The 17,526-nt window shown below is 63.5% G+C and carries 16 protein-coding genes; 14 read left to right on the top strand and 2 right to left on the bottom strand.

Annotated elements, in window-relative coordinates:
• Positions 1-7 precede the first annotated feature (7 nt).
• The 14 genes from WMO64_RS09295 (at position 8) to WMO64_RS09230 (ending at position 14,187) form a co-directional block, all read left to right on the top strand.
• The gene (locus WMO64_RS09295; protein WP_349231786.1) at positions 8-256 is read left to right on the top strand and encodes a hypothetical protein; all 249 of its coding nucleotides are present in this window, start codon (positions 8-10) and stop codon (positions 254-256) included.
• A 63-nt stretch (positions 257-319) separates the two neighbouring features.
• Positions 320-1,180: a hypothetical protein gene (locus WMO64_RS09290; RefSeq protein WP_349231785.1), complete on the top strand. Its 861-nt coding sequence runs from the start codon at positions 320-322 to the stop codon at positions 1,178-1,180.
• A complete protein-coding gene (locus WMO64_RS09285; protein ID WP_349231784.1) occupies positions 1,168-2,289 on the top strand; it encodes a radical SAM protein in 1,122 nt (373 codons plus the stop codon). The genes WMO64_RS09290 and WMO64_RS09285 overlap by 13 nt, the downstream gene beginning before the upstream one ends.
• A gap of 9 nt (positions 2,290-2,298) precedes the next feature.
• Positions 2,299-2,559: a PqqD family protein gene (locus WMO64_RS09280; RefSeq protein WP_349231783.1), complete on the top strand. Its 261-nt coding sequence runs from the start codon at positions 2,299-2,301 to the stop codon at positions 2,557-2,559.
• Positions 2,560-3,426, top strand: a complete 867-nt coding sequence (locus tag WMO64_RS09275) for a metallophosphoesterase (RefSeq protein ID WP_349231782.1) — start codon at positions 2,560-2,562, stop codon at positions 3,424-3,426. It begins immediately after the preceding gene.
• A 15-nt stretch (positions 3,427-3,441) separates the two neighbouring features.
• A complete protein-coding gene (locus WMO64_RS09270; protein WP_349231781.1) occupies positions 3,442-4,683 on the top strand; it encodes a nucleotidyltransferase domain-containing protein in 1,242 nt (413 codons plus the stop codon).
• A complete protein-coding gene (locus tag WMO64_RS09265; protein ID WP_349231780.1) occupies positions 4,680-5,171 on the top strand; it encodes a S24/S26 family peptidase in 492 nt (163 codons plus the stop codon). The genes WMO64_RS09270 and WMO64_RS09265 overlap by 4 nt, the downstream gene beginning before the upstream one ends.
• 173 nt (positions 5,172-5,344) lie before the next feature.
• Complete coding sequence (locus WMO64_RS09260) at positions 5,345-7,303, top strand: polysaccharide biosynthesis protein (protein WP_349231779.1); 1,959 nt, start codon at positions 5,345-5,347, stop codon at positions 7,301-7,303.
• Between the two features lie 22 nt (positions 7,304-7,325).
• On the top strand, positions 7,326-8,102 hold the full coding sequence (locus WMO64_RS09255) for a hypothetical protein (protein ID WP_349231778.1): 777 nt from the start codon (positions 7,326-7,328) through the stop codon (positions 8,100-8,102).
• Positions 8,103-8,124: 22 nt separating this feature from the next.
• A complete protein-coding gene (locus WMO64_RS09250; protein ID WP_294516788.1) occupies positions 8,125-8,886 on the top strand; it encodes a tyrosine-protein phosphatase in 762 nt (253 codons plus the stop codon).
• Between the two features lie 122 nt (positions 8,887-9,008).
• Positions 9,009-9,815 (top strand): immunoglobulin-like domain-containing protein, encoded by an 807-nt coding sequence (locus WMO64_RS09245; protein ID WP_349231777.1) that lies wholly within the window; start codon positions 9,009-9,011, stop codon positions 9,813-9,815.
• A gap of 24 nt (positions 9,816-9,839) precedes the next feature.
• Entirely contained in the window at positions 9,840-11,330 is a 1,491-nt protein-coding gene (locus tag WMO64_RS09240) for a polysaccharide biosynthesis tyrosine autokinase (RefSeq protein WP_349231776.1), read from the top strand.
• Positions 11,323-12,795, top strand: a complete 1,473-nt coding sequence (locus WMO64_RS09235) for a tyrosine-protein kinase domain-containing protein (protein ID WP_349231775.1) — start codon at positions 11,323-11,325, stop codon at positions 12,793-12,795. The genes WMO64_RS09240 and WMO64_RS09235 overlap by 8 nt, the downstream gene beginning before the upstream one ends.
• A 180-nt stretch (positions 12,796-12,975) precedes the next feature.
• Positions 12,976-14,187 (top strand): stalk domain-containing protein, encoded by a 1,212-nt coding sequence (locus WMO64_RS09230; protein ID WP_349231774.1) that lies wholly within the window; start codon positions 12,976-12,978, stop codon positions 14,185-14,187.
• A gap of 62 nt (positions 14,188-14,249) precedes the next feature.
• On the opposite strand, the gene htpG is transcribed toward WMO64_RS09230, so the two are convergent.
• Positions 14,250-16,163 carry a molecular chaperone HtpG gene (htpG, locus tag WMO64_RS09225; RefSeq protein ID WP_349231773.1) on the bottom strand — a complete coding sequence of 638 codons (1,914 nt, stop codon included), beginning with the start codon at positions 16,161-16,163 and terminating at the stop codon, positions 14,250-14,252.
• 150 nt (positions 16,164-16,313) lie between these two features.
• On the bottom strand, positions 16,314-17,513 hold the full coding sequence (locus WMO64_RS09220; RefSeq protein WP_349231772.1) for an ATP-binding protein: 1,200 nt from the start codon (positions 17,511-17,513) through the stop codon (positions 16,314-16,316).
• Positions 17,514-17,526: the final 13 nt, after the last annotated feature.

Raw genomic sequence — 17,526 nt, 5'->3', positions numbered from 1 at the left:
GTGCAGTATGAAAAAGAGATATTGTAAACCCGAGATCGGCTTTGAGAGCTTCGAGCTGTGCAGCGACATCGCCAAGGGCTGTTACTTCCATGTGACGTCCCAGGAGTACGGCTGTACGATTACGGGTCCCGGTATTCCCACGCTCTTCTGGTATGGTACATGCAATGATGTTGCTCAGGGCCTGGTTACATTGCAGAAGCATGATAAGCCCTGCTACCACGGCCCCAGCGGCAAGACCATCCTCTTCACATCGTAATACCACGCAAAAAGCCCTGCCCCGATGGGGCGGGGCTTTTTTGTAGAAAAGGAGGCAGGCCTGTTGTACCGGCAGGATTATCAATTCGGCGGCGTGCGTTTTGCCCTGACAGCAGAGGCGTCCATCCGGACGGATACGCTTTTGGAGCGGTTCCGTGTTCCGGGTGGAAAACCAGACCATCAGATTCAATGCCGATTTGCAGAACAGTTGCCGACTCCTCCGAGCCACTCGCCGCTTGATACGCCGGAGGAAAAAATGTGGAGGGAGGACGGCGTACTCTGCGGCTTTCATAATTACAAGATCAGCCACAGGGATCCCCTGCGGCCCGCTTGCTGGTGGCGGAGGCAGGGCGATGTGACGGAAATGCTGTGGTCGGAAGCCTTCCGAGACATGCTGTACGCGCGGAACGTACTGATGTCGGCCGATCTGTTCGGAATCCTGCTGGAATATGGTGGACTCGTCCTCCATGCCGCATATGTTGCTTATCAGGGCCAGGGGATTTTGTTCTCTGGGCCCAGTGGAATGGGAAAGTCTACCCAGGCCGCTCTCTGGGAGAAATACAGGGGGGCTGAGGTCATAAATGGCGACCGAACCCTGATCCGGCGCGGCCCGGACGGAGCCTTTTGGGCCTATGGTGTCTGCTACAGCGGTACATCCGGTATCTGCAAAAATGTAGGTACCCCTCTGAAAGCGCTGGTATTGCTGGCCCAGGGGCCGGAGAATACGGTGGAACCGCTGGGAGGATTGACTGCGTTTCGTGCGCTGCTCCCCAGGGTTTCCTATCGGACCTGGGATACAGAGGAAATTAAAAATGCCACCCAAATCCTTTCGGCGCTTTTGACCGAACAGCCTGTATTTTATCTGACCTGTCGGCCGGATGAGGGTGCAGTCAAAAGTTTGGAGAAATATCTATGGGACAGATAATGGAACGGGATGTGGAACCACTGTGGTCCACATATATCCACCAGAAGGGAAGTATGCTGGGCCTGCCCGTCAGCGGCAGCTTTGAGCTGACACCCCGGTGCAATTTCAGCTGCAAGATGTGCTATGTGCACCAGACGCCGGAGCAGATCGCCGCCTCCGGCCGACGGGAGCTTACCGCCGATCAGTGGCTGGACATTGCCCGGCAGGCAAAGGACGCCGGTATGGTCTTTCTGCTCCTCACCGGAGGAGAACCGCTGGTGTTCCCGGAGTTTCCACGGCTGCTCCACGAGCTGAAGCAGTTGGGTCTGCTGGTGTCAATCAACTCCAACGGCTCCCTGATCCGCGGGGAGGTGCTGGAGATGCTGAAAAAGGACCCGCCGCTCCGATTCAACATCACCCTCTACGGCGGCAGCGACGCCACCTATGAGCGGCTGTGCGGCCGGCCCATGTTCCACCAGGTGGTGGAGAACATCCGGGCCCTGAAGGAGGCGGGTATCCCCGTGCGGCTAAACGCCTCCATCACCCCGGACAACAAGGACGACGTGGCGGATATCTTCCGCATCGGCAGAGAGCTGGGGGTCTACATCAAGTCCACCACCTATATGTTCCCGCCGGTTCGTATCAACGGCGGCGCGGCCGGTCAGGCGGACCACCGCTTTTCGGCGGCCGACGCGGCCAAATACGAGCTGCTCTGCCGGGAGCAGACCATGACAGAGGAGCAGCTCCGCGAGGCGGTGAAGAACGGCGGTCTGCCGCCGGACGGCGAGGAGTGCACCGGTGGCGCCGAGGGCGAGCCCCTCTTCTGCCGGGCGGGCCGCAGCGCCTTCTGGATGACCTGGGACGGCCGTCTGCTCCCCTGCGGTATGATGGCGGACCAGGGCGTGTCCGTGCCGGAGCAGGGCTTTGCCGCAGCCTGGGGGGCGGCCAGACAGATGGCGGCAGCCATTCGCCTGCCCAAGGAGTGCACGGGCTGCCCTATGCAGCAGCAGTGCGCTTCCTGTGCTGCCTCCTGCGCAGCGGAGACCGGCCGGTGGGACTGTAAGCCGGAGTATCTCTGTGAGATGACCAGAAACCTGATTCACCTGACATGGGAAAAATACGGAAAGTGAGAACGCACAATGGAAGTGAAGAAACAGTTGGTCCTGCGGGAGATCGCAGGGGACTATGCTCTGATTCCAGTAGGTGATACTGTAATTAAAAATAACGGATTGTTTTCGCTCAGCGAGACTGGAGCCCGCATCTGGGAGCTTCTGCCCCAGGCTGAGGGTACGGAGCAGCTGGTGGACACGCTGCTGGAGGAGTACGACGTGGACCGGGAGACGCTGGAGCAGGATGTAACGGAATTCCTGGATCAGCTCCGACAGATGGAGATCCTCTGAGTGAGGAGACGGCGGTGGTGGCTGTTGTTAGCGGCGGCGGCCCTCCTGCTCCTGGCGGCCTGGGTGGTCTGGGGAGTGTGGCGCTCGGGCCACCGGCCGGTGGCCCGGACCTGGCAGGTGGAGGCGGGGCTGCCCGTGCGGCTGGCGGTGCTGTCGGATCTGCACGGCTGCGTGTTCGGGGAACATAACGGCGAGCTGGTCGCCCTGGTGGCGGAACAGGAGCCGGATCTGATCCTGCTGGACGGGGATATGCTCAACGGCGACGCGCCGGGGGCAGAGGACCTGCTGGATCTGCTGGGGCAGCTGGTGGAGATCGCGCCGGTCTACTACGCCTGGGGCAACCATGAGCGGGAGTACATCTCCTGTAACACCTCCGACCTGCGGGCCCAGATCGAGGCTCTGGGGGCGGTGGTGCTGGAGCTGGACTATGTGGACCTGACGGTCAACGGTGCACCGCTGCGGCTGGGCGGCATGTACGACTACGCCTTCGCCCTGGACGACAAGAACTCCTGCGACCCGGCGCGGATGAAGCCGGAGGTGTGGCAGTTCCTGACGGATTTCCAGGACACAGACCGGTATAAGGTGATGCTGTCCCACCGGCCGGACAGCTTTGTGTTCGGGGAGGCATCCGTAACCTGGAATGTGGATCTGGTGGTCAGCGGCCATCTCCACGGGGGACAGGTGGTGCTGCCCCTGCTGGGGGGCGTGTTCGGCGGGGACCAGGGCCTGTTTCCGAAGTATGTACACGGCATCTATGAGAAAGACAAGCTTGTCCTGGCGGTCACCAGCGGCCTGGGCAGTCAACCGGAGCGGCTGCCCCGGTTCAACAACCCGCCGGAGGTCATGGTGCTGGATCTGTCGGCCTGAGAGGAGAGACCGCCTGTGGAGAAACATGAGCAGCAGCTTTTACAGTGCCTCCGGTCGGCCCTGTTCCGGCAGGAGGCCGCCCAGTGGCCCGGAGATGAGGAAGAGCTTAACAGGCTCCTGACGCTGGCGGAGGAGCAGCACGTCCTCCCCCTGGTGCTGGACCGGCTCATCCCCGCCGCCAGGACTGCCGGCGCGGAGGCGGACGCTCTGCGCCCCCTGCGGCAGATGCTGCTCCAGAGCGCTGTGGGGCAGACCCGGCGCACCCGGAAGCTGGAGGCGCTCTATAGCGCGCTGGAGGCAGAGGGCCTGCGGCCCCTTCTGGTAAAGGGGCTGGCCTGCCGCCTGCTCTACCCCAATCCGGACCTGCGCCCCTCTTCCGACGAGGACCTGCTGGCCCGGGAGGAAGAGCTGAAAGATATCCACCGGGTGTTTACCCGCATGGGGATGGAGCAGGAGGGGGACGGCCGGCTGGGCGAGGCCCAGGTGGTGACCTATTGGGACAGGGAGAGCGGCCTGCGCATAGAGCTCCACCGGAAGCTGTTCCCCGAGGACGCCCGGGCCTACGGCGGCATGAACCGCTGCTTTGAGCAGTCCTTTGACCGGGGCATACGCCTGGAGGGGGCAAATGGCCCGGTGTGGACCATGGGGCCGGATGACCACCTGCTCTATCTCATCTGCCACAGCTTCAAGCACTTTCTCCACTCGGGCTTTGGCGTCCGGCAGGTGTGCGACATCTGCCTGGCGGCAGCTGCCTGGGGAGAGCGCATCGACTGGGACGGCTTTTTCGCCGCCCTGGAGCCCTTCCGGGCGGACTGCTTTGCCCGGAACCTGTTTGCCATCGGCGCGGAGTACCTGGGCTTTGCCGGACGCTGGCCTTTGCCCATGGAGGCGGCCCTGGCCGCCCGGGGTGAGACCGACTGCGGCGCCCTGCTGGAGGATCTGCTCACCGCCGGCGTGTACGGCAGCAGCTCTGATGTGCGGCTCCACAGCAGCCGCATCACCCTCAACGCCGCAGCGGCGGAGGGGGAGCAGACGCTGGGCCGGTCGGTACTGCGGACGGTGTTTCCCTCCGCCCGAGAGCTGGAGGGGCGCTATCCTTATTTAAAGAAAAAGCCCTGGCTGCTGCCTGGGGCCTGGGTCCAGCGGCTGGCCCACTACGCCGGGGAGAACCTGGGCCGGACAGGCGCGGCCCGGGAGAGCGTGGCCATCGGCGAGCGCCGGGTGGCTTTACTGAAGAAATACGGGGTGATCCCATGAACAGCGGGCGGCGTCTGCTGCACGACGACCAGGTGGAGGAGCGACTGGCGCCGCTGCTCCGGGCGGGGGCGGAGGTGCCCCTGGTGGTGACGGGAAACAGCATGGTCCCCTTCCTCCGGGACCGGAGAGACAAGGTGTACCTGAAATCCCCCGATCTTGTGCCCGTCCGGACGGGAGACATCCTGTTTTTCAAGCGGGACAGCGGCCAGTGGATCCTCCACCGGCTGCACCACTTCACGGCGGACGGTCTGCTGGTCATCAACGGCGACGGCCAGACCTGGTTTGAGACCATCCGCCCGGACCAGGTGCTGGGCGTGGTGGTGAAGATCAGCCGGAGCGGAAAGTCCCCCTTTCCCGCCCGGCGGTGGGACTGGGCGCTGCTGCGCCGGCTGTGGAAGCTGCTGCTGCCGGTGCGGCCGGCGCTGCTGCGGGTTCTGGGACGGATCGGCCGGCTGAGACCCAGGCGGCCGACGGGCCGGAGGGCCTGATGCGCCCCTCCGCAAAACGCCTGCAGCGCTGTCCCCACAGGGCTTTCCAGGCTGTCGGGCATAGTGGGAAAAGAGGCAATATTTTCCCGAATATATACCTGGTTTATTTGACTTCCAGGAAGAAATGAGATAAAATGGAACGAATAAAGCCAGATATAGGGGAGAAGAGAGATATGAACATGGCACGTATTCGCGGGTGGATTGTGCTGGCCATGGATGTGTTCACCATCTTTGCGTGCAATATCCTGATATTTCTGCCGGCCTATCTGAGGAATGACATCCGCCTGCTCAATCTGATCCTGCACATCGGGTTTCTGACCGCCTGTGTGCTGGTGTTCCAGGTGGTATTCAGGACCTATGAGAGCCTGTGGCGCTACGCGGAGAGCAGGGAGTACCTCTGCCTGCTCAGCGGGCTGACGGCGGGCTATGTGCTCTACGCCGTGCTGAATGTCCTGCTGGGGGCCCAGAGTGTGTGGATCGCCTCCGCCTTTTTCGGCACGGTGATCGCCCTGGTGGTCATGCTAGCCTACCGCTTTGCCTACCGCCTGTTCCGGTTCCGGAGGGCGGGCATGCAGAACAAGGGCCAGCGGCAGGTGGCCATCATCGGCACCGGCACCGCCGGCGTGTCCCTGCTCTACGAGCTGATGCACAACATCGGCGGGAATTACGCCCCCTACTGCCTGCTGGACGACGCCCCCGACAAGATCGGAAAGGTGGTCCAGGGCGTGCCGGTGAAAGGCCCCATCAATGACCTGTGCGCCATCCTGCAGGACACTCCGGTGACCGAGATCATCCTGGCCATCCCCACCCTGAAGGCCGAGCGGAAGGCGGAGATCCTGGAGCTGTGCTCCAAGACCAAGTGCCGCCTGCATATCCTGTCCGACCCCATCAAGCAGCTGGAGGGCAACGCGGGCTCCATCATGGCCTCCAACGTCCGCGAGGTGCAGATCGAGGACCTGCTGGGCCGGGACCCCATCCAGCTGGACAAGGCCAGCGTCCGGTCCTTCCTGGAGGGCAAGACGGTGCTGGTGACCGGCGGCGGCGGCTCCATCGGGTCGGAGCTGTGCCGGCAGATCGCAGAATGTGGGCCCAGCCGGCTGATTGCGGTGGACATTTCGGAAAATTCGGTCTATGATTTGCAGCAGGAGCTGCTCCACCGGTTCCAGGGCAAGCTGGACTTTGTGGTGGAGATCGCGTCGGTGCGGGACCGGGAGAAGATGGACAAGCTGTTCCGCCTGTACCACCCCCAGGTGGTGTTCCACGCGGCGGCCCACAAGCACGTGCCCCTGATGGAGCAGTGCCCGGAAGAGGCCATCAAGAACAACGTGTTCGGCACCTACAACACCGCCCTGGCCGCCCGGAAGCACAAGGCGGAGGCCTTTGTGCTCATCTCCACCGACAAGGCGGTCAACCCCACCAACATCATGGGGGCCACCAAGTACCTGTGCGAGCAGGTGCTCCAGGGCCTGCGGGAGAACGCGGAGACCAAGTTCGCCGCCGTCCGGTTCGGCAACGTGCTGGGCTCCAACGGCTCGGTGATCCCCCTGTTCAAGAAGCAGATCGCCTACGGCGGCCCGGTGACCATCACGGACAAGCGGATCATCCGGTACTTCATGACCATTCCGGAGGCGGTGCAGTTGGTGCTGGAGGCCGGGTCCCTGGCCCAGAGCGGCGAGGTGTTCGTGCTGGACATGGGCAAGCCGGTGCGGATTCTGGATCTGGCGGAGAACCTGATCCGCCTGTCCGGCCTGACGCCCTACCAGGACATCCAGATCCAGGAGATCGGCCTGCGCCCCGGTGAGAAGCTCTACGAGGAGCTGCTGACCAAGTCGGCCAACCTGTCCCGGACGGAGAACGACAAAATCTTTGTGGAATTCAAGCCCGTCATCCCGGAGGCGGCGCTGGAGCGCCGTCTGGCAGAGCTGTCCGACGTGCTGGAGCACGGCAAGCGGGCGGATATCTTCCGGGCCCTCCACCATCTGGTGCCCACTTTCCACGACCCGGAGGAGGTCAACCAGGCGGCGCTGAGCCGTCTGGCCAGACAGTCCGGCGGGGAAGAAGGGGAGCAGGAGGCCGCCGAGACGGAGGAGCCCCTCCCTTTTGAGGCCCGGGCGCTGCAGCGCATCGGCTGACAACACACTTAGGAGAACTGACATGAAAAAAGCGGGAAAGATCGCACTGGCTGTTGTGGGCGTGGTTCTGGTGGCAGGGGCCATCACCGTGGCGGTGCAGTGGAACAACATCAAGGCTGTGGCCTACATGATGACCATGGACACCGACACCCTGGACACCAGGGCGGAGGAGAACCGCAAGACCCTGGAGAAGGCCATGGAGGACTACAAGATCCCCACCTATACCTTCTCCCAGGAGGAGATGGCCCAGCTGGCCAGCGGCGAGCTGAGCGAGGAGGACGCCGCCGCCCTGCTGCTGGGCGAGAGCGGAACAGACGGGGCGGAGACCGGCAGCGAGGCGGAGACGCCGGAGGCCTCCCAGAGCGGAACGCCCAGCCAGAGTCCGTCTGCCAGCCAGAGCCAGAGCAGCACCCAGCCCTCCCAGAGCACGGCCCCCGGCGGGGACACCTCCACCCAGGAGGCCGAGGAGGAGCTGCGGCAGCTGGTGGCCACCATGTACGTGCTCCAGGCCACCTACGAGGGCAAGCTGGAGGCCATCGTGCAGGAGGCCATCGACGAGTATACCGCCGGGGAGCACACCTCGGAGAACCGGACCAAGATCGTGTACAGCAAATATGAGGCCCTCACCGCGCTGGAGAAGGAGTGCGACCAGAAGGTGGCGGATATCGTGTCCCGGATGCGGGAGCTGCTGAAGTCCACCGGCCAGAGCGAGAGCCTGGCCGACGAGGTTCAGAAGACCTATGAGGAGGAGAAGAGCCTGAAGAAGGCCTACTACATCCGGGCGTTCCAGGAGGGCTGAGACAGGACAGGGGGGAAGGCGCATGGTGGATCTGCACTGTCATATTCTGCCCGGCGTGGACGACGGCGCGGACTCTCTGGAGGAGAGTCTGGCCATGGCCAGGCTGGCGGTGGACAGCGGCGTGCGGGCCATTGCGGCCACCCCCCACTGCGACCCGGAGAGCGGCTTTGACAACTACCGCTCCCGGGACCTGGCCCAGCGGTTCCTCCGGCTGGAACAGGCGGTCCAGAAGGCCAAGCTCCCCCTGCGCATCCACGCGGGGATGGAGGTCTTTGTGACCCCCTCCACCCCCCGCCTGCTGCGGGAGGGGAGGCTGCTGACCCTGGGGGGCAGCGGGTATCTGCTGGCGGAGTTCGACTTCCAGTGCGCCCCCGCCTTTGCCGAGCGTATGCTCTCCGCCCTGGGGCAGGAGGGGGTGCGGCCGGTGGTGGCCCACCCGGAGCGGTACCGCTTTGTCCAGCGGGACCCGGAGCGGCTCTTCCGCTGGATGGAGGAGGGGTATGTGCTCCAGCTCAACAAGGGCAGCTTCTTCGGCCGGTTCGGCGAGGCCGCGGCCAGGACCGCCCACTGGTGCCTGCGGGAGGGCTGCGTCCACCTGATCGGCAGCGACGCCCACAGCCCCTACCAGCGGACCACCCGCCTGTCCGACATCCACGAGTACATCAGCGGCGCGGCCTCCCAGGAGCTGGCGGACCTGCTGCTGGAGGACAACCCCAGCCGTATCCTGGCCGACCAGCCGGTGGCGGCCCCGGAGCCCCTGTTCGACCGGTTCGGCGGATTCTGAGGCGGCAGCCTGCGCTTATTTTGATTCCGATCTGTATTTTTAAAATGAAAAATACAGATCGGAGTGAAAATTACCCCGCTCAGGGCGGCAAAACACCAGTCATGATTTAGCGAGGAGATTCCATGAGAAAGCTTCATTTCATCATCGCCGCGCTCCTGCTTGTGAGCGCGGCGGGTTTTGTCTGGATGGAGGTGCGGCAGCGGAGCACCGTGGACCAGACGCTGCCCGTCATAGAGTGCCCGGATACTCCGCTGGTGATCCAGGTGGGGGAGAGCAGCGAGGACGTGCTGCTGGAGGGCGTGACCGCCTGGGACGAGAAGGACGGCGACCTGACCGGCCAGATCATGGTGGAGGGAATCGAGAAGAGCATCCAGGACAGCGAGACCACCGTGACCTACGCCGTGGTGGACAGCGATAACCATGTGACCAAGCTGACCCGCACCGTCCGCTACACCGACTACACGCCGCCCAGGTTCGGCCTGAGCGCGGAACTGCGCTATGAGCTGGGGGAGCCGGTGGTGATCCGGGACCGGGTGACCGCCTGGGACGTGATCGACGGGGACCTGTCCACCCAGGTGAAGGTCACCAGCACCGGCCTGGACGCCATGGCGGAGGGCCGCTATCCGGTCACCTTTGAGGTGACCAACAGCATGGGGGACACCAGCACCTGGACGGCGGAGATCCGCATCCAGAACCGTGCGGCCGGCGAGCCCTACCTGCTGCTGAAGCAGTACCTGGTCTATCTGAAGGCGGGGGACAGCTTCCAGCCCATGGACTATTTTGACGAGGTCATCGGCGGCGACGCGGCCAACGTGACGGTGGAGTCCAATGTGGACACTGGCACGCCGGGCAGCTATCAGGTGACCTATTCCTGCGTCGGGACCACCGGCGTGACGGGGACCACCGAGCTCTTTGTGGTGGTGGAGTAAAGCCGGAACGGAGGAGCCGAAGCAATGGAAGAAAAGGAAGCGTTCAGCTGGGGCGGCATTGAGCCGCTGTGCATGGTGCGGCGGGTGCTGCGCCAGCTCCCGGCCATCATCGCCGGCGGGCTCATCGGCGCGCTGTGCGCGTGGATGGCCATGACCGGCCTGTACCACCCATCCTATACCGCCAGCACCACTCTGGCCGTGTCGGTCAAGAGCAGCAGCTACTCCTCGGTGCTGTCCAATCTGAGCATGTCCGCCGAGATCGCGGAGACCTTTACCACCCTCTTTGAGAGCAACGTGTTCGACAGCCTGGCCGCCGAGCTGATTGGGGAGGCCACCCTGCCCGGGGAGCTGTCTGCGATGGTGATCCCGGAGACCAACCTGCTGGTGCTCACCGTGACGGCGGACCGGCCGGACACCGCTTTCCGCACTCTGAAGCTGGTGCTGGAGAACTACGACAGCGTGTCCGACCAGATGTTCCAGAACGTGATCCTCAAGCAGCTGGACAGCCCCAGGGTGCCCACCGCCCCCTCCAACCCCCTGAACCGGGGCCGGACGGTGAAGCTGGCCGCCATAGGCGGCGCCGGCGCCGTGGCGGCCCTGGTGGTGCTGCTCACCCTGTGGGCGGATACGGTGCAGAACACCACGGGCCTGCGGCACAAGGTGGACGCCCGGGAGTTCGGCGTCATCTTCCACGAGAGCAAGAACAAGACCCTGCGGACCAAGCTCCGCCGGACCAACAAGGGGCTGCTCGTCACCATGCCGGTGGCCAGTTTCCGCTTTACCGAGACCATGTACAAGCTGGGCGTCAAGCTGGGCTATGCCGCCAAGAACAGCGGCTACCAGGTCATTCTGGTCACCAGCGTGGCGGAGAACGAGGGCAAGTCCACTGTTGCCGCCAACCTGGCCCTGACCCTGGCCCAGCAGGGGAAAAAAGTCCTCCTCCTGGACGCCGATATGCACAAGGCGGCCCAGTACAAGATCCTGAGCCACAACCCCCGGGTGGAGCTGGCCGACGTGCTGGCGGGCAAGGCGGAGTACGCCCCCGAGTACCTGGGGACCCACAAGCTGTATGTGCTGCTGTCCAAGCAGGGGAGCAGGCAGGCGGCGGAGCAGATCGCCTCGGAGCGCATGGGACAGCTGCTGAAAAAGGCCAGGGCGGAGATGGACTTTGTCATCATCGACTCCCCGCCCATCGCCCTGTTCTCCGACGTGGAGTACCTGGCCGACCAGGCGGACGCCTCGCTGCTGGTGGTGCGGCAGGACTTTGTGCCCGCCGCCCGCATCAATGACGCCGCAGACCTGCTGCGGGGCTGCAAGAGCGAGCTGCTGGGGTGCATCCTGAACGACGTGCGCACCACCCCCTTCTTCAGCGAGTCCAGGCGGTACGGCTACGGGTACGGATATGGCTATGGGTACGGCTACGGGGGCTATGGCGGCTATGGCGGCTACGGCTACCGCCGGCACAGCCGGACCGGAGACGAGGAAAACCGGGAGACGGAGAACGGCAATGGATGAACAGAAGACAAAACAGCATATGGAAGAGCCCGAGCCCATTGATCTGACCGCCCTGCTGTGGGAGTTTCTGCGGATCTTCACCCGCATGTTCTGGGTGCCGCTGGTGCTGGCGGTGCTGGCGGGCGGGCTGCTCTGGCTGCGCAGCTGGCGCAGCTATACGCCCATGTACCGCTCTGAGGCCACCTTCACCGTCCAGCTGCTGAGCAACCAGTATGACATCACCGGCGTGGACAGCTACTACGACAAGGCCGCCGCCGAGCAGCTGGCCAACACCTTCCCCTATCTGCTCTCCTCCGACCTGATGCAGCAGCTCCTCCAGCGGGAGCTTGGGGTGACCTGGCTCAACGGTAGCATCACGGCCCAGTCCGTGGAAAACACCAACCTGTTCTCGGTGCAGGTGACCAGCACCAGCGCCCAGGACGCCTGCGATATCCTCAACGGAGTCATCGCGGTCTATCCCCAGGTGGCCAATTACGTGGTGGGCAGCACGGAGCTGACCGTGCTGGTGCCGCCGGCGGTGGCCAGCGAGCCCTATAACGCCTTCCAGCCCGCCCGCACGGTGATCAAGGGCGCGGTGCTGGGCTTTGGCGTGGGGGTGCTGTTTCTGCTGGCCCTGGCCATGGCCAGCAAGACCATCCGCACCAGAGAGGACATGAAGAAGTGGATGAACGTGCCCTGTCTGGGCACCCTGCCCACCGTGTCCTTCAAGCGGCGCACCGGCAAGACCGGGGGCGCGGTGTCCATCCTGAACGAGAGGACGGGCAGCGGCTTCCAGGAGGGCATCCGCAGCCTGCGCATCCGGTTCCTGCGGGAGGCGGAGCGGCAGGGGAGCAAGGTGTTCCTGGTGTCCAGCACCGTGCCCGGCGAGGGCAAGACCACCGTGGCGGTCAATCTGGCCCTGACCCTGGGGCAGAACGGCGCCCGTGTCATTCTGGTGGACATGGACCTGCGCAAGCCCAGCGTCAAGAAGGCCCTGGGGCTGACCGCGCCCTCCAAGGGCATGGCGGAGCTGCTCCAGAGCCGGGAGAGCGATCCGGTGGAGGCGCTGGTGGACCTGAAGGGCACCCGGGTGCGGGTGCTGGCCGGGGACAAGGCGTTGGACAACCCCAGACGGCAGCTGGAGTCCCGCAGGTTGTCCGGGCTGTTCAAGACCCTGCGGGATGAGGCGGACTACGTCATCATCGACACGCCGCCCAACGGCCTGCTGGGCGACAGCACCGCCATGGCCACTCTGGCCGACGGAATTCTATATGTGGTGCGTGCGGGCAAAGCCCAGGTGCCCCACATTATGGACAGCATTCAGCTGCTCTCCAGTAGCCGGACGCCCCTGATGGGCTGCGTGCTCAACGGCGTGAAGGAGAGCGGCGGCGGCTACGGGTACGGCTATGGATATGGCTACCGCAGCTATGAGCGGCACAGCCGCAAGAGCGGCCGGGACGGCCAGCTGGAAGAAGAGAGAAAATAAACAAAATTTCCCTTGGAGCGCAAGCCGCTCCAAGGGAAATTTTTATTTCGAATGTTTCTCGGCTTTCCAGTTTCTATTAACTTATGTTATTGATTTAAATTTAGAAAAAGTATAAAATACAGGAAATTATGTCCTGCGGAACAGCTCACGCCGCAGGATATGGGAATGGGAGGTATTTTTATGAGGAAAAAATTTCTATCCATGTTTCTGGCCATGGCTCTGGCCCTGGGGCTGTCCGTCCCTGCCTTGGCGGATGCCATGGGTGAAACCCGGGTGGGCTTCCGCTTCGGCGAAACCTTTTATTCTTATGACGTCCCTGCCAGCGGCGCCGGCTGGAGCTATGACGGCAACTATACCATGACCTTCAACGGGCTTAACATCGCAACCCCTGACAATCCCTATGGCGACAGCGGCTATTTCCAGCTGTGTAATCTGGACAAGTCCTTCACCCTTGTGCTGACCAGCGGCACGAGCAACAGCGTCAATACCATGGATTCCATCTATAAGATGGGCAAGACCCTGGAGGACCAGCCCACGGTGACCATCCAGGGCGGGGGTAGTCTCTCCTGCCATCAGCTCACGCTGGGCGACCTGGCGCTGACCGACGCCGCCATCACCTCAACCTATTTCTCCTGCTTCAAGCTGACCCTCACCGGCGGCTCTATCACCACCACCGGCCTGACTGTAAACGACAGCTATACCCTGAACAGCGGCAGCATCCTGGTGGAGCGGGATGAGCCCGCCTTTGAGGGATTCCGGGTGTATATGGACGATACGGCTGCGGCCAGCTCCCTTGTCTCCCAGTTTAAGGATCAGTACGGTAAGCCCCTCCAGCTCAAGCAGGAGACCTTTGACTGGGGTACTCTGACCAGCATCTATGACAGCGCCGGCGAATACGTGACCTATGCCGTCTGGACCGGCGGCGGCGTCACGCCCCCCACCCCCGCCAAGACCGCCTATGCCTCCACCCAGTCCGTGAAGGTGGACGGCGTGGCCGTGGAGTTCCAGATGTACGCTCTGAAGGACGAGAAGGGCAACGACACCAACTATGTGAAGGTGCGTGACGTGGCCTATGCCCTCAACGGCACCGCCGCTCAGTTCAACGTGGGCTGGGACGGCGCGGTGAACCTGGTTACCGGCCAGGCCTACACCGCCAACGGCTCTGAGATGTCCACCCCCTTCAGCGGCAACCGGAGCTATCAGGACTCCACCGCTACCACCAACGTGAACGGCTCTGCCGCCGCTCTGGAGGCCATCCTGCTCACCGACGACGCCGGCGGCGGGTACACCTACTACAAGCTGCGTGACCTGGGCCAGGCGCTGGGTTTCAACGTGAGCTGGAGCGCTGAGCTGGGCGTCTACATCGAGACAGACAAGCCCTACGAGGGGTAATCACAGCATAGAAAACGCCGCCCCGGCGCCATCGGCGCCGGGGCGGCATTCTGTTTTCCGATTTACTTCATCAGGCTGCACACCAGTTCGGTGTAAGCGGCAGGGTCCTCCAGCGGCAGGCCGGCGATGAGCAGGGCCTGGTCGTAGAGCAGCTCGGCGTACTTCTTGGCCTTCTCCGGGTCGGAGTCCACCGCCTCCCGCAGGGCGGCGAAGGCGCCCGAGTCGGGGTTGAGCTCCAGCACCCGCTGGGCCTTCATGCCCTGGGCACGCTCCGGGTCCATGCGGGAGAAGTACTTCTCCATCTCAATGGTCACCGGGCCGTCGGCGGTGAGGCACACCGCGCCCGACTTCAGGATCTTGGACACCCGGGCCTCCTTGATCTTGTCGCCCAGGGTCTCCTTCACGAAGGTGAGCACGTCCTTGCTCTCCTCCGCCTTCTTCTCGGAGGCGGCCTTCTCCTCGTCGGTCTGGGGCAGGGCGTCCTCGTCGGTCACAGGCTTGAAGGACTTCTCGTCCCAGGCGCCCAGGCCGTTCATGATGAACTCGTCGGGCTCCTCGGTGAGATAGAGGATCTCATAGCCCTTGTCCAGGATCCGCTCGGCCTGAGGCAGGCGGGCGATCTGGTCCACGCTCTCGCCGCAGGCGTAGTAGATATACTGCTGGTCCTCAGGCATCCGCTGGCGGTACTCGGCCAGGGTGGTCAGCTTGCCGTCCTTGGAGGAGTGGAACAGGAGCAGGTCCTTGAGCATGTCCTTGTGGATGCCGTAGTCCTCCAGCACGCCGTACTTGATCTGACGGCCAAAGGCGGCCCAGAAGGTCTCATACTTGGCCCGCTCGTCCTTCTGCAGCTTGAGCAGCTCGGCCTTGATCTTCTTCTCCAGGTTGGTGGCGATGATCTTCAGCACCTGGGTGTGCTGGAGCACCTCACGGGAGATGTTGAGGGAGAAGTCGGCGGAGTCCACCACGCCGCGGACAAAGCGGAAGTGGTCGGGCAGCAGGTCGGCGCACTTGTCCATGATGAGCACGCCGGAGGAGTAGAGCTGAAGGCCCTTCTCGTACTCGCGGGTGTAGAAGTCATAGGGGGCGTGGCCGGGGATGTAGAGCATGGCCTTGTACTCCACCTGGCCCTCGCCGTGGACGTGGATGACGGACATGGGGTCCTCCCAGTCGCCGTAGTGCTCCTTGTAGAAGTTGTTGTACTCCTCAGCGGTCACCTCGTTTTTGGGCCGCTGCCACAGGGGAACCATGGAGTTGAGGGTCTCCCACTGGTCGTAGTCCTCCCACTCGGGCTTGTAGTCCTCGCCGGCGTCGGCGGGGCGCTCCTTCTGGCGGGACTTGTGCATGAGCATCTGGATGGGGTAGTGGATGTAGTCGGAGTACTTCTTCACCAGGTCGTCCAGACGGTACTGCTCCAGGTACTGGCCGTACTTCTCGTCGTCGGTGTCCGCCTTGATGTGGAGCACGATGTCGGTGCCCACACCGGCCTTCTCCGCGGGCTCGATGGTGTACCCCTCGGCGCCTTCGCTCTCCCAGCGCCAGGCCTGATCGGAGCCGTAGGCCTTGCTGGTGACGGTGACCTTGTCGGCCACCATGAAGGCGGAGTAGAAGCCCACGCCGAACTGGCCGATGATGTCTACGTCGGCCTTCTTGTCCTGGTCCATGTCCTGCTTGAACTGGAGGGAGCCGCTGCGGGCGATGGTGCCCAGATTCTCCTCCAGCTCCTCCTTGGTCATGCCGATGCCATTGTCGCTGATGGTCAGGGTGCGGGCGATCTGGTCGGGGGTGAGGACAATCTTGAAGTCGGACCGGTTCAGGCCCACCTTGTCATCGGTGAGAGACTTGTAGGCCAGCTTGTCGATGGCGTCGCTGGCATTGGAGATGATCTCACGGAGGAAAATCTCCTTGTGCGTGTAGATAGAGTTGATCATCAGGTCCAGCAGGCGCTTGGATTCCGCCTGAAACTGTTTCTTTTCCATGATATCTGCCTCCATATATAAAAAGATGCGTATCAACAACATAGCGTTAGCACTCGGAACTTCTGAGTGCTAACGCTATGATAATCCTTCGTACTGTAATTTTCAAGGGGGTTCAAAGAAAATTTACAAATTGCCCCCGAAGAGGACAGATTACATGCTGAGACTGGCGATGAACTGCCGGGCGGTGCGGGGCGTCCTTCCCGGATGGTGCATCTCGAACTTCACCGCCTCGGCCCGGAGGGTGTCCCGGTCCATGGAGACGCCGTACAGGTCGGCCATCCGCTCCACCATGTCCAGGAACTCCGGCTTGCCCACCGCCAGATAGGGGATGCGCAGGCCGAACCGCTCGGACAGGGAGGTCTTCTCCGCGATGGTCTCGGTGCGGTCCACCTCGTCCCCGGCCCGGTCGGAGAAGGTCTGGCGCACCAGGTGGCGGCGGTTGGAGGTGGCGTACACCGCCACGTTGGCGGGACGGCGCTCCAGGCCGCCCTCCAGGATGGTCTTGAGGACGGAGTAGGTCTTGTCGTCCTGGTCAAAGGCCAGGTCGTCGATAAAGAGGATGAACTTGTGCCGCCGGCCCGCCAGGGTGGGGATCAGGTCGTGGAGCTCGCCCAGCTCCTCCTTCCGCACCTCGATGAGCCGCAGGTCCTCAAAGCCGGGCACCGTGAGCAGGGACTTGACGGTCACCGACTTGCCGGTGCCCGGGTCGCCGTAGAGCAGCACGTTGTTGACCAGGTTGCCCTCCATCATGGCCCGGGTGTTGGCGATGACCTTGTCCCGCTGCCGCTCGTAACCGATGAGCTCCGCGCCGTCGGTGCAGTCCGGGTTGTCCACCGGGCGCAGGGCGCCCTCCTCCCACAGGAAGGCCCGGTTGCGGGCAAAGAGGCCCGCGCCGCTGCGGCGGTAGAACTCGGTCAGAGAGGCAAAGTCAAAGGGTACGCCGCCGCTCCAGCGGGGCAGCTTGGCGGGGACCGTGGCCGCATCGGGGGGCAGCAGGGCGCCGATCTTGCTGAGGATCAGCCCGCCGCTCAGGCCGGAGAGCTGGCTGAGCACCTCCACATCCCGCTCCGCTGCGGCGGTCAGCTCCTTGTCCTCGCCGCCCCGCTCCACCAGACGGGGATAGGGGCCGTCCTCATAGCGGAGCTTGTCGTGGAGCCAGCCGCCCAGAGTCTCATACCCCTCCTGCCGCAGGCGGTAGAACACGCCGGAGTACCGCTCCAGGGCCTCGCCGCCCCGGCCGCCGCCAATGGCCTCCAGCAGGGCGGAGACCTCCTTCATCAGGGGCTCGTCCATCATATTCCGATAAGCGGATATCCCCATCAGGGCGTACCGCAGCGCTTCCAATGTCATATCTGGTCCCTCC

The sequence above is a fragment of the Pseudoflavonifractor intestinihominis genome (assembly GCF_040096055.1).
GTDB classification, from domain to species: Bacteria; Bacillota; Clostridia; order Oscillospirales; family Oscillospiraceae; genus Pseudoflavonifractor; species Pseudoflavonifractor intestinihominis.
This window is presented reverse-complemented; position numbering and strand designations above follow the sequence as displayed.